We start from the raw sequence: 12,283 nt of genomic DNA, 5'->3' as shown, positions 1-12,283 counted from the left end.
ATCCATTGACCGCCTGGCGGGAGGGGCCAAATATCAGCCTATGCGCCATGCGTGGCGCGTCAGGAGGTGCGGCGCCGTGCAGTCCCTTTCCGTCATGTTCCAGCTGGCCGGCGCCGTGGCGCTGCTGCTTTTCGGGCTTGGCCTGGTCCGCGACGGGATGGTGCGCGCCTTTGGCGTCCGGCTCAAGATGGCGCTGGGGCGGGGCACGCGCACCGGGTTGCGGGCCTTTGTCTCCGGGCTGGTGGCGACACTGGGCTTGCAAAGCTCGACCGCGACGGCGCTGATGACGGCCTCATTCGTGGATCGCGGCATGATCCGGCCGCGCATGGCCCAGATCGTGCTGCTGGGCGCCAACCTGGGCACGGCGCTGACCGCCTGGATCGTCGCCTCGGGGATCGAGGCGCTGGTGCCGGTGCTGCTGCTGGCCGGCTATGCCATGCGCGGCCAGTCCCGGCGCGGCTGGTCGGGCGGCGGGCTGGCGCTGATCGGCATCGCGCTGATGCTGCTGTCGTTGGGCCTGCTGGGCCATGCGACCGAGCCCCTGCGCGAATCCGCGGCCATGGCAGCCTTTCTGGCCATGCTGGGCAATGCCTGGCCGGTGGCGCTGGCCATCGCGGCGGGGCTGGCGGTGATCTGCTCGTCTTCGCTGGCGGTGGTGATGCTGGTCCTGTCGCTGGCCATGGATCCGGCCCTGACCGTGGTACTGGTGCTGGGCGCCAATCTGGGCGGGGCGATCCCGCCGGTGCTGGCCACGGCCGGACAGGGCATCGCGGCCCGCCGCGTCGCCCTGGGCAACCTGGTCGTGCGCGCCGTCGGCTGCCTTGTCGCGCTGCCCCTGGCGGGCCAAGCGGCGCAGGTGCTGACCGCCGTACCTCTGCCGGAAACCGGGCTGGCGGTCGAGGCGCATCTGGCCTTCAACCTGGCGCTCGCCGCGGCGATCTGGCCTTTTTCGGCGCTGGTCACGCGGCTGACCGGGCTGATCCTGCGTGAAGACGAGACCCCGCCGCCGATCGAGGCGCAGCTGCTGGACGGGCAGGCGCTGGACACCCCGGCCGTGGCTCTGGCTCGCGCCAGCCGGGCGGCGCTGGCCATCGGCGACGTGGTCGAACGGATGCTGCAACAGGCCCGCACCGCCTTTGCCCGTGGCGACGATGCGCCCCTGGCCGAGGTTTCGGTGCTGGAGGAGCGGGTGGACCGCATGCAGCAGGAGGTGAAAAGCTTTCTCTCCCGCCTGGGCCGCGAGGCGGGCGAGGATGAACGGCGCCAGGCCATCACCATCCTGGATTATGTCATCAACCTGGAACATGTCGGCGACATCATCGACAAGGGGCTCGGCCCCGAGATCCGCAAGAAGGCGGCGCTGGCCCTGCGCTTTTCCGACGAGGGCTATCGCGAACTGGACGGGCTGTTCCTGATGACCATAGAGAACCTGCGGCTGGCCCAGACCGTCTTCATGACCCGCGACCGCGACCTGGCGCGGCAGCTGATGGAGGAGAAGGTCGAGATCCGGCGGCTGGAGCGCATGTCCGCGCAGCGCCACCTGATGCGGCTGCGCGAGGGGCGGGCGGACAGCCAGCAGACCTCATCGCTGCACCTGGACATCCTGCGCGACCTGAAGCGGGTGAACGCGCATATCGTCTCGGTCGCGCATCCGATCCTGGACGAGGCCGACCTGCTGATCGAAAGCCGGCTCAAGCGGGGCTGAAGGCCGGATCGGGCGGCGCCATCGCGGTGACGCCGCCGGACCAATCGCGGGCCGCGGTCCTGGCGGAATCCGCCAAGCAATCCGGGGGCCCGGATCGGGTGCATGGCCCGCCGGGCCGGGCGGCGATCATGCATCGCTCCGGCGCGGAAACCATTTCTCCGGCCGGGCGGGCGCAGCGGCGCAAGGCATAGCCCTGGCCCCGGCGTGGCGGGTCTCCAGCGATCCATACGGCCGGCCGGCACCGGTGACGTGCAGCATTCTTCGCCCCGCCCCGCCCCGCCTCGCCGGGTCCGGGGCAGCGGCGCAAGGCCTGGCCGACCCTCGCGCCGCCGTTTCCGGGGGCGGATGCCGTTGGCCTGCCCCCGGCATGGTCCGGCCGCGGCGGCAAGCGGCAGGGCGATCTTGCCGCCAGCGGCGCCTCGGCCGCTTCCACGCCTGGTCGCCGCCCGCCGCAGCCTCGGCTTTCCGCACCCTGCGGGGCTTTGGCGCGCGATGCAGCCGCAAGCTCTTGCAGCGGCTCGGCGGGCTTGCCATGTTCTGTCCGGTTGCGCTGCCCGGAGGACGAGATGAGGACATGGATTGCCGCCCTGGCGCTGATGGCTGCGCCCGTTTCGGCCGAGGTGGTGGGCAAGGTCGGCGTGGACTGGGTCGGCAACGACATCATCATCGAGGCCATCCCCGATCCTCAGGTGCAGGGCGTGACCTGCCACCTGGCCTATTTCGACCGCTCGGTGATCGACCGGCTGAGCCAGGGCAACTGGTTCGAGGATCCGTCGAACTCGGCCATCGAATGCAGCCGGACCGGCCCGGTCACGATCGGCGACATCCGCCGCGGGCCGAAGGGCGAGGACGTGTTCAGCGCCTCGCGCTCGCTGATCTTCAAGTCGCTGCGGATCAAGCGGATCTATGACGAGGAAAACCAGGTGCTGGTCTATCTTGCCCATGCCGACCAGGTGAAGGAAGGCTCGGCCAAGATGTCGATCTCGACCGTGGCGCTGGAGCCGGGCGAGGCATTGCCGGCCCATTGAAGCTGCCGCCTGCCGCGGGGCCGGCGCGGTATCCGCGGAGGCTGTGCGGAAACTCGGAATCCATGAATGTGTCAAGAATGCTTTCCCTCGGGGGGCGCCCGGCGCATCCCCGAGGGGAACGTTTTCACGTCAACCATACCGTAGTAGAATATTGTCCCGAGGCGCTTACCGCCCAACCGAGTTTTCACACAGCCTCCGCGGCAGGCGGCCAGGCGCGCGGGGGGCGTGCGCTCCCGGATCGGCCGCCCCGTTCGTCCGCGCCAAAGATCAGGGTCGCTTTTGCGGAACGCCTGCCGGCTTGGCCGTTCGGATGCCTGGATCGGGCCGGCTGGCTGCGGGCGCGGATGGGCGCTGCCGCGCATGCCCCGGCCCTGGGGCGTCGCGACCCCGGAGCCGCTGCGGACCATGTCCCGGTTTCCGCGCAAGCTTCCGGCCGCCTTGCGGTTTGCGGCCCCACAGGTGGACAGCGCCGTGCGGTGGTTGTAAGAGCCGCGCCAAACAGGAACGGTGAGATGCGGATTCCGTCCAAGAGCGCGAAATACAATCTGGGCCAGGTGGTGCGCCATCGCGAACATCCGTTCCGCGGCGTGGTGTTCGACGTGGACCCGGAATTTTCCAATACCGAGGAATGGTACGAATCCATCCCCGAGGATTCGCGGCCGTCGCGCAACCAGCCCTTTTATCACCTCTATGCCGAAACCGAGGCGACCTATTACGTTGCCTATGTCTCCGAGCAGAACCTGGTCCCGGATCATTCGGGCGAGCCTCTGGAACATCCCGAGGTGACGGAGATGTTCGGCGAGTTTCAGGACGGCCGCTATCCGCTGCAATTCGGGCTGAACTGATTCAGGCCCCCCGGCGGCAGGAGCGACTTGCGCCGGCGGCTCGGCCACCGGGACGACGAAGGCCAGGAAATTCCGCCGCCCCTCGCGGAAATAGCACAGCGAGGCGGTCAGTTCCTGGATCAGGAACCAGCCGAAGCCGCCCTCGGGCAGCAGCAGGATCGCCTCGGCATCCTGGGGTGCCGGGCCGGTCCAGGGCAGGTCGTGCATGTCGAGGCACGAGGCCGGCAGCGGCCGGCCGTCATCCGTCACCGCGCAGGCGATGCCGCCGACATGGCGCGCGACGCAAAGATGGATCAGCGGCGCATGCGGCCGGCCGCCCAGCCGCACCGCCTCGTATCGGGTGCCGTGTTCGCAGATATTGTTCAGCACCTCGGCCAGCGCCAGCTCCAGCTTGGCGATCACCTCGTCCCCGGCGCTGCCGTCGAATCTTTCGCGCAGAAACAGCAGCGCGGCGCGCACGGTTGCCGGATCGGCGCGAAAGATGCGGTGGAGCATCGGCCGGCGGGGTGGCGGGGGCTGGCGAAGCCGCTTTCCGGCCGGTTCGGGAGACAGGTTCATCTTTCGGGGCCTTCGGGGCGCGCGGCGGGAATGTCTGCGGTCCTGCGGATGGTCAGCACCGTGTCCATCCGCGTCAGGTGAAACACCCGCTCGACATTCGGCGTCAGCCTGGTCAGCGTCAGCTTTCGCCCCGCGGGCATGGCCTTGTAGATGGCGATCACCGCGCCAAGTCCGGAACTGTCCATGAATTCGACCCCGCCCAGGTCCAGCGTCACCTGCGCGCCGCCGCCGGCGATCATGCCGCGCACCCGGTCCTTGAAGGCGGTGGCAATGGTGGCGTCGAGGCGTTTTTCATCGACGCGAATCGTTAGCCCGTCCGGCTGGGGCAGCAATGTCAGTTGCATTCTCGGTTCCGCTGTTTTCCGTGTGCTTGCCCCTGTTCTAGACCGGCAATCGTTACCGGCAGGTAAGCGTCTCACGGATTTCCGTGCAGGAAGATGCGAAAATAGCGCGAAATTTCATAAACCTTGCAGCGGACGCCGGACCAGCCCGAAAACCCGAGGAAGCGGGCTGGTCCCGCCGGTCCAGCCTCTACCGCTGCGCGAAGCCTAGGCCTCGCCTTCCAGCATCCCGTGCAGTTCATAGATCAGGTCCAGCGCCTCGCGGGCGCTGATCGTGTCGGGATTGAGGCTGCGCAGGCGCTCCTCCACCGCCGAGGGCCTGGCCTTGGCCGCCGGCGCGGGCGCCGGGGCGGCGCGGAACAGTGGCAGGTCGTCGAGCAGCGCGGCGGGCTTGCCCGTTCCCTGCCGCTCGCCGCTTTCCAACTGGTGCAGGATGTCGCGGGCGCGTTCCACCACCGCGGGCGGCAGCCCCGCCAGCCGCGCCACCTGCACGCCATAGGAGCGGTCGGCGGCGCCCTTCCTGACCTCGTGCAGGAAGATCACCTCGCCTTCCCATTCGCGCACCGCGACGGTGGCGTTCTCCAAGCCGGGCAGGCGGGCCGAGAGGCTGGTCATCTCGTGGTAATGGGTGGCAAACAGCGCCCGGCAGCGGTTCGTGGCATGCAGGTGCTCCATCACCGCCCAGGCGATCGAAAGCCCGTCCCAGGTCGCGGTGCCGCGCCCGATCTCGTCCAGGATCACCAGCGCATGATCGTCGGCCTGGTTCAGGATCGCCGCCGTTTCGACCATCTCGACCATGAAGGTCGAGCGGCCGCGCGCCAGGTCGTCCGCCGCGCCGACCCGGCTGAAGAGCTGGCTGACCAGGCCGATATGGGCACGGCGGGCGGGCACGAAGCCACCCGCCTGCGCCAGGATGGCGATCAGCGCGTTCTGGCGCAGGAAGGTTGACTTGCCGGCCATGTTCGGGCCGGTCAACAGCCAGATCGCCGGGGTCTCACCCTCGGTCAGGGCGCAGTCGTTGGCGACGAAAGCCTCGCCCTTGCGCTTGAGCGCGCGTTCCACCACCGGATGCCGGCCGCCCTCGATCACGAAGGCGCGGCTGGCATCGACCTCGGGGCGCACCCAGCCCTCGCCCGAGGCGAGATCGGCCAAAGCGGCGGTCAGGTCGATCTCGGCCAGCGCGCGGGCTGCCTGCCCGATGGGGCCGGCCCGGTCCAGGACGGCGCGGGCCAGGCGGGCGAAGATCTCGCGCTCGATCTCCAGCGCCCGGTCGCGGGCGTTGAGGATGCGGGTTTCCAGCTCGGACAGTTCGACCGTGGTGAAGCGGATCTGGTTCGCCGTGGTCTGGCGGTGGATGAAACGCTCGTTCAGCGGCGGGGCCAGCATCCGCTCGGCATGGGTCGAAGTGGTCTCGATAAAGTAGCCCAGCACGTTGTTATGCTTGATCTTGAGGCTCTGGACGCCGGTCTCGGCGATGTAATCGGCCTGCATCCGGGCGATGACGCCGCGGCCTTCGTCGCGCAACCGGCGGGTCTCGTCCAGATCCTCGTCATGGCCCGGCGCGACGAAGCCGCCGTCGCGGGCCAGCAAGGGGGGCTCGGCCACCAGTGCGTCGTCGAGCAGGTCGATCAGGGCGTCATGGCCGGTCAGGTCGCGCGCCGCCTCGGCCAGCACGGTGATTTCGTCGCAGCCCAGCATGGCGGCGATGGCCGCGCCCTGTGTCAGCCCGGCGCGGATCGCGGCTAGGTCGCGCGGCCCGCCGCGCTCCAGCGCCAGCCGCGACAGGGCGCGGTCCATGTCGGGCGCGCGCGACAGCGCCTCGCGCAGGTCGGCGGTCAGGCGCGGGTCGTCCACCAGATATGCGACGGCGGCCTGGCGGGCGTGGATTTCGTCCAGGTCGCGCGACGGCGCGCTGATGCGGCGCTCCAGCAGGCGCGCGCCGCCCGCCGTTACCGTGCGGTCGATGGCGGCCAGCAGCGAGCCCTCGCGCCCGCCCGACAGCGCCTGCGTCAGTTCCAGGTTGCGCCGGGTGGCGGCGTCGATCTGCATGGCGCCGCCAGGCGCCTCGCGCACCGGCGGGCGGATCAGCGGCATCCGGCCCTTTTGCGTCAGCTCCAGGTAATCGGCGATGGCGCCCATGGCGGCCAGTTCCGCGCGGGAGAAGCTGCCGAACCCGTCCAGCGTCTCGACTTGGAACAGCGCGCAAAGCCGGCGCGTGGCGGCGCTGCTGTCGAAGCTGCCGGCGGGCAGTTCGGTCAGCGCCGCACCGGCCTCGGCGGCGATCTCGTCGAGGTTCGAGCCCTCGGCGGCCAGCAATTCGCGCGGGGCGTGGCGGGCGAGTTCGGGGGCCAGCCGTGCCGGCGGACATGGCACGACGCGGAAGGCGCCGGTCGAGATGTCCACCCAGGCCAGCGCCGAATCCTCGCGCACGGTGGCGAAGCTCGCCAGGAAATTGTGCCGCCGCGCCTCCAAGAGCGATTCCTCGGTCAGCGTGCCGGGCGTCACCAGCCGCACCACGTCGCGGGCCACGACCGATTTCGAGCCGCGCTTCCTGGCCTCGGCCGGATCTTCCATCTGCTCGGCGATGGCGACGCGGAAACCCTTGCGGATCAGCGTCAGCAGGTAGGACTCAGCCGCATGGACCGGCACGCCGCACATCGGGATCGGTTCGCCCAGATGCGTGCCGCGCTTGGTCAGCGCGATGTCCAGCGCCGCGGCGGCGGCCACCGCGTCCTCGAAGAACATCTCGTAGAAATCGCCCATGCGATAGAACAGCAGCGCGCCGGGATTGGCCTCGCGGATCGCAAGATACTGCGCCATCATCGGGGTGGGTTGATCGCTCATGTCCAGCCTTGTCGCCTGCGGTCCCGTTCTTCTAGGGGATGCGCGGGCCGATGCAAACAGGATGCAGGCAGGTTGCCGAGGGAGCGCAAGAATCCCGGTGACAGCGGTCCCGTGTTGCGGCATCGTCTGCCGGGAATGCATTCGTGAGGCCGGGCGATGAAATCGTTGATTCTGGGCGCAATCATGCTGCCGTTCGCGGGCGTGGCCGTCGCAGCCTGCCCGGATGTCTCGTTGATGCAGAACGCCGCGCGCGGCTGGATCGCCGGCCAGCGCCTGCCCGACCCGCTGGTGCGCACGCTCGAGGACGGGGCCTGCGCCTATGCCACCTTCCGCAGCGTGCTGGAGGCGGAACTGGGCGCGCCGGTGGGGGTGAAGGTCGGCTTCACCTCGCGCCAGGTGCAGGAACGCTTCGGCGTGACCGAGCCGGTGGCCGGCGCGCTGTTCGCGCCGATGCTGCTGCCGGACGGGGCGCGGCTCAGCCTTGCGGGCAGCCGCGAGCCGTTCTTCGAGGCCGATCTGGTCGTGACCGTGGGCAGTTCCGCGATCATGCAGGCCCGCACCCGCGAAGAGGTGGCGGCGGCGCTGAAGGACGTGCGGCCTTTCATCGAACTGCCCGACCTGGCGCTGCAAAAGGACGTGGTGCCGACCGGACCCCTGATGGTGGCCTATGGCGTGACGCCCTGGCGCGGCGTGCTGGGCCGCGGCATCCCGATTTCCGAATTGCGCGATCCGGTCGCCGATCTGGCGGCGCTGACGGTGAACCTGAAGCTTGACGGCAAGAGCATCGGCACCGGCTCGGGCGAGATGCTGCTGGGCCATCCGCTCGACGTGGTGCTGTGGCTGGTCCAGCAGGGCCGTTACGAGCTGAAGCCGGGCTCGGTGATCTCGCTGGGCTCGCTGGGCGCGCTGCATCCGGCGCAGCCGGGCCACCGGGTCGAGGCCGAATACCGCATCGGCGGCAGGGCCATGAAGGTGGGCCTGGTGCTGGTGCCCTGAGCGGTCGGGGCCGGTCGCGGTTCCCTTGGGTCAACCGCGATAAAAACCTTTGCCAACAGGGGTGTTCCGTCGCAAGACTGTCACGGGGGGCCGCTAGGTGGCATCCAGCCGCCGATGGGGCGTGTTCTGGAACGGAGTTGACCGATGACCATTCAATCGACCGCGGCGGGACTGGCCGCGCTGAGCCTGTTGGCAGGTTCGGGGGCGGCCATGGCGCAGGATCTGGCGGCGCTGGAAGAGGCCGCCAAGGCCGAGGGCATGCTGACCACCATCGCGCTGCCGCATGACTGGTGCAACTATGGCGGCGTGATCGAGGGCTTCAAGGCGAAATACCCCGAGATCCGGGTCAACGAGCTGAACCCCGACGCGGGCTCGGCCGACGAGCTGGAGGCGATCCGCGCCAACAAGGACAACAAGGGGCCGCAGGCGCCCGACGTGATCGACGTGGGCCTGTCCTTCGGCCCGCAGGCCAAGGCCGAGGGGCTGATCCAGCCCTACAAGGTCGCCACCTGGGACACGATCCCGGACGATGCCAAGGATGCCGAGGGCTATTGGTATGGCGATTATTACGGCGTGATGGCCTTTGGCGTGAACAGCGACCTGATCGACGAGGTGCCGAAAAGCTGGAAGGATCTGGCCAAGCCGGAATACGCGAATGCCTTCGCGCTGGCGGGCGATCCGCGCGCCTCGGCCCAGGCGATCATCTCGGTCATGGCGGCGGGCATCGCCAATGGCGGCGAGCCGGGCGAGGCATCCGGCCAGAAGGGCATGGAACTGATGGCCGAGGTGCACAAGGCCGGCAATTTCGTGCCCGTCATCGGCAAGTCGGCGACCATCGCGCAGGGCGCGACGCCCATCGTCACCGCCTGGGACTACAACCTGCTGTCCTGGCGCGACAGCCTGAACGGCAACCCGCCGGTCGAGGTCATCATCCCCGAGGACGGCGTGGTCGCCGGCGTCTATGTCCAGGCGATCTCGGCCTATGCGCCGCATCCGAACGCGGCCAAGCTGTGGATGGAATACCTGTATTCGGACGAGGGCCAGCTGGGCTGGCTGAAAGGTTATTGCCACCCGATCCGCTTCAACGACCTGGTCCAGAACGGCAAGGTGCCGCAGGAGCTGCTGGACGCGCTGCCCCCGGCCGAAGCCTATGAGAAAGCGATCTTCCCGACGCTGGAGCAACAGGAGGCCAACAAGAAGGTCGTGACCGAGGGCTGGGACAGCGTCGTCGGCGCGGCGGTTCAGGAATAAGGCGCGGCGGCCCCGCCCGCACCGGCGGGGCCGTCCAGAACGGGCGAGGCGGAATGAGACAGATCGGCTGGAACTGGCTGGGCGTCCTGCCCTTTTTCGCCTTTGCGCTGCTGTTTCTGGTGCTGCCGACGATGAACATCGTCATCGGCGCCTTTCAGAACCCGCAGGGCGAGTTCACGCTGGCCAACCTGGCTGGGCTCGCCTCGCCGCGGATCGTGTCGAGCTTTGCCATCTCGATCAAGATCTCGCTGGCCTCGGCGCTTTTGGGCTGCCTGATCGGCTTTGCCATGGCAGCGGCGGTGGTCATGGGCGGCGTGCCGCGCTGGATCAAGGGGCCGCTGATGACCTTTTCCGGCGTCGCCTCGAACTTCGCCGGCGTGCCGCTGGCCTTTGCCTTCATCGCCACGCTGGGGCGGGTGGGGCTGGTCACGATGCTGCTGCGGCAATGGTTCGGCATCAACATCTATGCCATGGGCTTCAACCTGCTCAGCTTCTGGGGCCTGACGCTGACCTACCTTTTCTTCCAGATCCCGTTGATGATCCTGATCATCACCCCGGCGCTGGAGGGCTTGAGGCGCGAATGGCGCGAGGCGGCCGAGGTGCTGGGCGCCTCGACCGGGCAATATTGGCGCATGGTGGCGCTGCCGATCCTGTTCCCCTCGCTTCTGGGCACTTTCGCGCTGCTGTTCGCCAACAGTTTCGGGGCGGTGGCGACGGCCTATGCGCTGACCGGCTCGTCGCTGTCCATCGTGCCGATCATGCTGTTCGCGCAGATCCGCGGCGACGTGCTGCAAGACCCGCATCTGGGCTATGCCATGGCCTTCGGCATGATCGTCGTCACCGGGCTTGCGAACCTGGCCTATGTCGTGATGCGCACCCGCGCCGAAAGGTGGATGCGATGAAACGGGTCTGGTCCTGGGCGGCGCTGGTGGTCGGCGGGCTGTATTTCCTGCTGCCGCTGATCGGCACCATCGAGTTCTCGCTGCGGATGCGGCGCGGGGAATATTCGCTGGACGCCTATCGCTCGGTGCTGTCGGACCCGAATTTCCGCGCCACCTTCAGCTATTCGGTGGCCATGGCGCTGCTGACCATCCTGCTGGGGGTGCTGATCGTGGTGCCGACCGCCTATTGGGTGCGGCTGCGCCTGCCGCGCCTGCGCCCGGTGATCGAGTTCATCACCCTGCTGCCGCTGGTCATCCCGGCCATCGTCGTGGTCTTCGGCTATATCCGGCTTTACAACACCAGCTCGATCCTGCCGCTGACCGGCACGGCGTCGGGCACCAACCTGCTGCTGCTCTGCGGCTATGCCACGCTGGCGCTGCCCTATATGTATCGCGCCGTCGATACCGGGCTGTCCACGCTGGACGTGCGCTCGCTGACCGAGGCCGCGCAATCGCTGGGCGCCGGCTGGGTGCGGATCATCGGCCGGCTGATCCTGCCCAACGTGCTGGGCGCGGTGATGTCGGGCGCCTTTTTGTCCTTCGCCATCGTCATCGGCGAATTCACCATGGCGGCGCTGCTGAACCGCCCGGCCTTCGGCCCCTACATGCAGCTTTTGGGCGCCAACCGCGCCTATGAGCCGGCGGCGCTGGCGGTGATCGCCTTTGCCGTGACCTGGGGTTGCATGGGGGTGATGCAGCTGATCTCCCGCCTGTTCGGCACACGGATTCAACCGACATGAGCTTCCTGACCCTCGACCATCTGCAGAAATCCTTCGGACCGACCCGCGTCGTGCATGACTTCGACCTCGGCGTCGAAAAGGGCGAGTTCGTGTCCTTCCTCGGCCCCTCGGGCTGCGGCAAGACCACGGTGCTGCGCATGGTCGCGGGGTTCGAGACGCCAACGGCGGGCCGGGTGGTGATCGACGGGCGGGACGTGACGCGCCTGCGCCCGAACCAGCGCCAGATCGGCATGGTGTTCCAGTCCTATGCGCTGTTTCCGAACCTGACCGTGGCCGAGAACGTGGGCTTCGGCCTGCGCACCGCCGGCGTGGCGCGCGCCGAACGCGCCGGGCGCGTGGCCGAGATGCTGGCGCTGATCGGCCTGCCCGACCTGGGCGGTCGCTATCCCTGGCAGCTTTCGGGCGGCCAGCAGCAGCGGGTGGCGCTGGCCCGCGCGCTGGCGCCGCGCCCGCGCGTCCTGCTGCTGGACGAGCCCTTGTCGGCGCTGGACGCCAAGATCCGCGTATCCTTGCGCAACCAGATCCGCGAGATCCAGCAGCAATTGGCCATCACCACCATCTTCGTCACCCATGACCAGGAGGAGGCGCTGTCGATTTCCGACCGCATCGTGGTCATGCACAAGGGCGTGGCCGACCAGACCGGCACGCCGGCGCAGATCTACAACCAGCCCGCCACCGATTTCGTCGCCGGCTTCGTCGGCACGCTGAACCGCTTTCCGGCCGAGGTGCTGGACCCCGCCCGCGGCCTCGTCCGCGTCGAGGGGGCCGAGATCGCGCTGGACCGTTCCTTGCCCGCCGGCCCCATCACCCTGGCGGCGCGGCCCGAAAGCCTGCGCATCGCCCCCGAGGGCATCCCGGCCGAGATCGCCGGCGTCGAATTCCTGGGCTCGGTCCAGCGGCTGCGGGCACGGGTGGCGGGACGCGAGGTGGTGCTGGACCGATTCAACGAACCGGGGTCCGAACTGCCCCGGCCGGGCGCGCGGGTGTGCCTGGCGGCATCGCAGGCCGGATGGCTGGTTCTGCCGGGCTGAGGG

The 12,283-nt window shown here is 68.9% G+C and carries 10 protein-coding genes and 1 pseudogene; 8 read left to right on the top strand and 3 right to left on the bottom strand.

Annotation, left to right across the window (positions count from 1 at the left end; all coding sequences use genetic code 11):
- The first annotated feature begins 76 nt into the window (after positions 1 to 76).
- The 3 genes from ESD82_RS17800 (at position 77) to hspQ (ending at position 3,578) form a co-directional block, all read left to right on the top strand.
- Complete coding sequence (locus ESD82_RS17800; RefSeq protein ID WP_024844102.1) at positions 77 to 1,705, top strand: Na/Pi cotransporter family protein; 1,629 nt, start codon at positions 77 to 79, stop codon at positions 1,703 to 1,705.
- A 566-nt stretch (positions 1,706 to 2,271) separates the two neighbouring features.
- Complete coding sequence (locus ESD82_RS17795) at positions 2,272 to 2,733, top strand: CreA family protein (protein ID WP_024844103.1); 462 nt, start codon at positions 2,272 to 2,274, stop codon at positions 2,731 to 2,733.
- A gap of 512 nt (positions 2,734 to 3,245) precedes the next feature.
- Positions 3,246 to 3,578 (top strand): heat shock protein HspQ, encoded by a 333-nt coding sequence (gene hspQ / locus ESD82_RS17790; RefSeq protein ID WP_028710168.1) that lies wholly within the window; start codon positions 3,246 to 3,248, stop codon positions 3,576 to 3,578.
- 123 nt (positions 3,579 to 3,701) lie between these two features.
- Here the strand turns inward: hspQ and ESD82_RS17785 are convergent.
- The 3 genes and pseudogenes from ESD82_RS17785 to mutS form a co-directional block, all read right to left on the bottom strand.
- Positions 3,702 to 4,073, bottom strand: a pseudogene (locus ESD82_RS17785) (ATP-binding protein); the annotation flags it as partial.
- A 59-nt stretch (positions 4,074 to 4,132) separates the two neighbouring features.
- Complete coding sequence (locus ESD82_RS17780) at positions 4,133 to 4,480, bottom strand: STAS domain-containing protein (protein WP_024844106.1); 348 nt, start codon at positions 4,478 to 4,480, stop codon at positions 4,133 to 4,135.
- Positions 4,481 to 4,684: 204 nt separating this feature from the next.
- A complete protein-coding gene (gene mutS, locus ESD82_RS17775; RefSeq protein WP_147427703.1) occupies positions 4,685 to 7,321 on the bottom strand; it encodes a DNA mismatch repair protein MutS in 2,637 nt (878 codons plus the stop codon).
- Between the two features lie 156 nt (positions 7,322 to 7,477).
- On the opposite strand from mutS, the gene ESD82_RS17770 reads away from it, so the two are divergent.
- The 5 genes from ESD82_RS17770 (at position 7,478) to ESD82_RS17750 (ending at position 12,280) form a co-directional block, all read left to right on the top strand.
- Positions 7,478 to 8,317: a 2-keto-4-pentenoate hydratase gene (locus ESD82_RS17770; RefSeq protein WP_024844108.1), complete on the top strand. Its 840-nt coding sequence runs from the start codon at positions 7,478 to 7,480 to the stop codon at positions 8,315 to 8,317.
- Between the two features lie 144 nt (positions 8,318 to 8,461).
- On the top strand, positions 8,462 to 9,568 hold the full coding sequence (locus tag ESD82_RS17765) for an ABC transporter substrate-binding protein (RefSeq protein WP_024844109.1): 1,107 nt from the start codon (positions 8,462 to 8,464) through the stop codon (positions 9,566 to 9,568).
- A gap of 53 nt (positions 9,569 to 9,621) precedes the next feature.
- The gene (locus ESD82_RS17760) at positions 9,622 to 10,470 is read left to right on the top strand and encodes an ABC transporter permease (RefSeq protein WP_147427704.1); all 849 of its coding nucleotides are present in this window, start codon (positions 9,622 to 9,624) and stop codon (positions 10,468 to 10,470) included.
- The gene (locus ESD82_RS17755) at positions 10,467 to 11,249 is read left to right on the top strand and encodes an ABC transporter permease (RefSeq protein WP_147427705.1); all 783 of its coding nucleotides are present in this window, start codon (positions 10,467 to 10,469) and stop codon (positions 11,247 to 11,249) included. Before ESD82_RS17760 ends, ESD82_RS17755 begins: the two co-directional genes overlap by 4 nt.
- Positions 11,246 to 12,280: an ABC transporter ATP-binding protein gene (locus ESD82_RS17750; RefSeq protein WP_024844112.1), complete on the top strand. Its 1,035-nt coding sequence runs from the start codon at positions 11,246 to 11,248 to the stop codon at positions 12,278 to 12,280. The genes ESD82_RS17755 and ESD82_RS17750 overlap by 4 nt, the downstream gene beginning before the upstream one ends.
- Positions 12,281 to 12,283: the final 3 nt, after the last annotated feature.

The sequence above is a fragment of the Paracoccus pantotrophus genome (assembly GCF_008824185.1).
Classification (GTDB): Bacteria; Pseudomonadota; Alphaproteobacteria; order Rhodobacterales; family Rhodobacteraceae; genus Paracoccus; species Paracoccus pantotrophus.
The sequence above is the reverse complement of the archived record's forward strand: the minus strand, read 5'-3'. Positions and strand labels throughout refer to the sequence as shown.

Bases quoted from the DNA above. Each gene is read 5' to 3' on its own strand.
- ESD82_RS17795 (WP_024844103.1), top strand. From the start codon at position 2,272: ATGAGGACATGGATTGCCGCCCTGGCGCTGATGGCTGCGCCCGTTTCG.
- hspQ (WP_028710168.1), top strand. From the start codon at position 3,246: ATGCGGATTCCGTCCAAGAGCGCGAAATACAATCTGGGCCAGGTGGTG.
- ESD82_RS17780 (WP_024844106.1), bottom strand. From the start codon at position 4,480: ATGCAACTGACATTGCTGCCCCAGCCGGACGGGCTAACGATTCGCGTC.
- mutS (WP_147427703.1), bottom strand. From the start codon at position 7,321: ATGAGCGATCAACCCACCCCGATGATGGCGCAGTATCTTGCGATCCGC.
- ESD82_RS17770 (WP_024844108.1), top strand. From the start codon at position 7,478: ATGAAATCGTTGATTCTGGGCGCAATCATGCTGCCGTTCGCGGGCGTG.
- ESD82_RS17765 (WP_024844109.1), top strand. From the start codon at position 8,462: ATGACCATTCAATCGACCGCGGCGGGACTGGCCGCGCTGAGCCTGTTG.
- ESD82_RS17760 (WP_147427704.1), top strand. From the start codon at position 9,622: ATGAGACAGATCGGCTGGAACTGGCTGGGCGTCCTGCCCTTTTTCGCC.
- ESD82_RS17755 (WP_147427705.1), top strand. From the start codon at position 10,467: ATGAAACGGGTCTGGTCCTGGGCGGCGCTGGTGGTCGGCGGGCTGTAT.
- ESD82_RS17750 (WP_024844112.1), top strand. From the start codon at position 11,246: ATGAGCTTCCTGACCCTCGACCATCTGCAGAAATCCTTCGGACCGACC.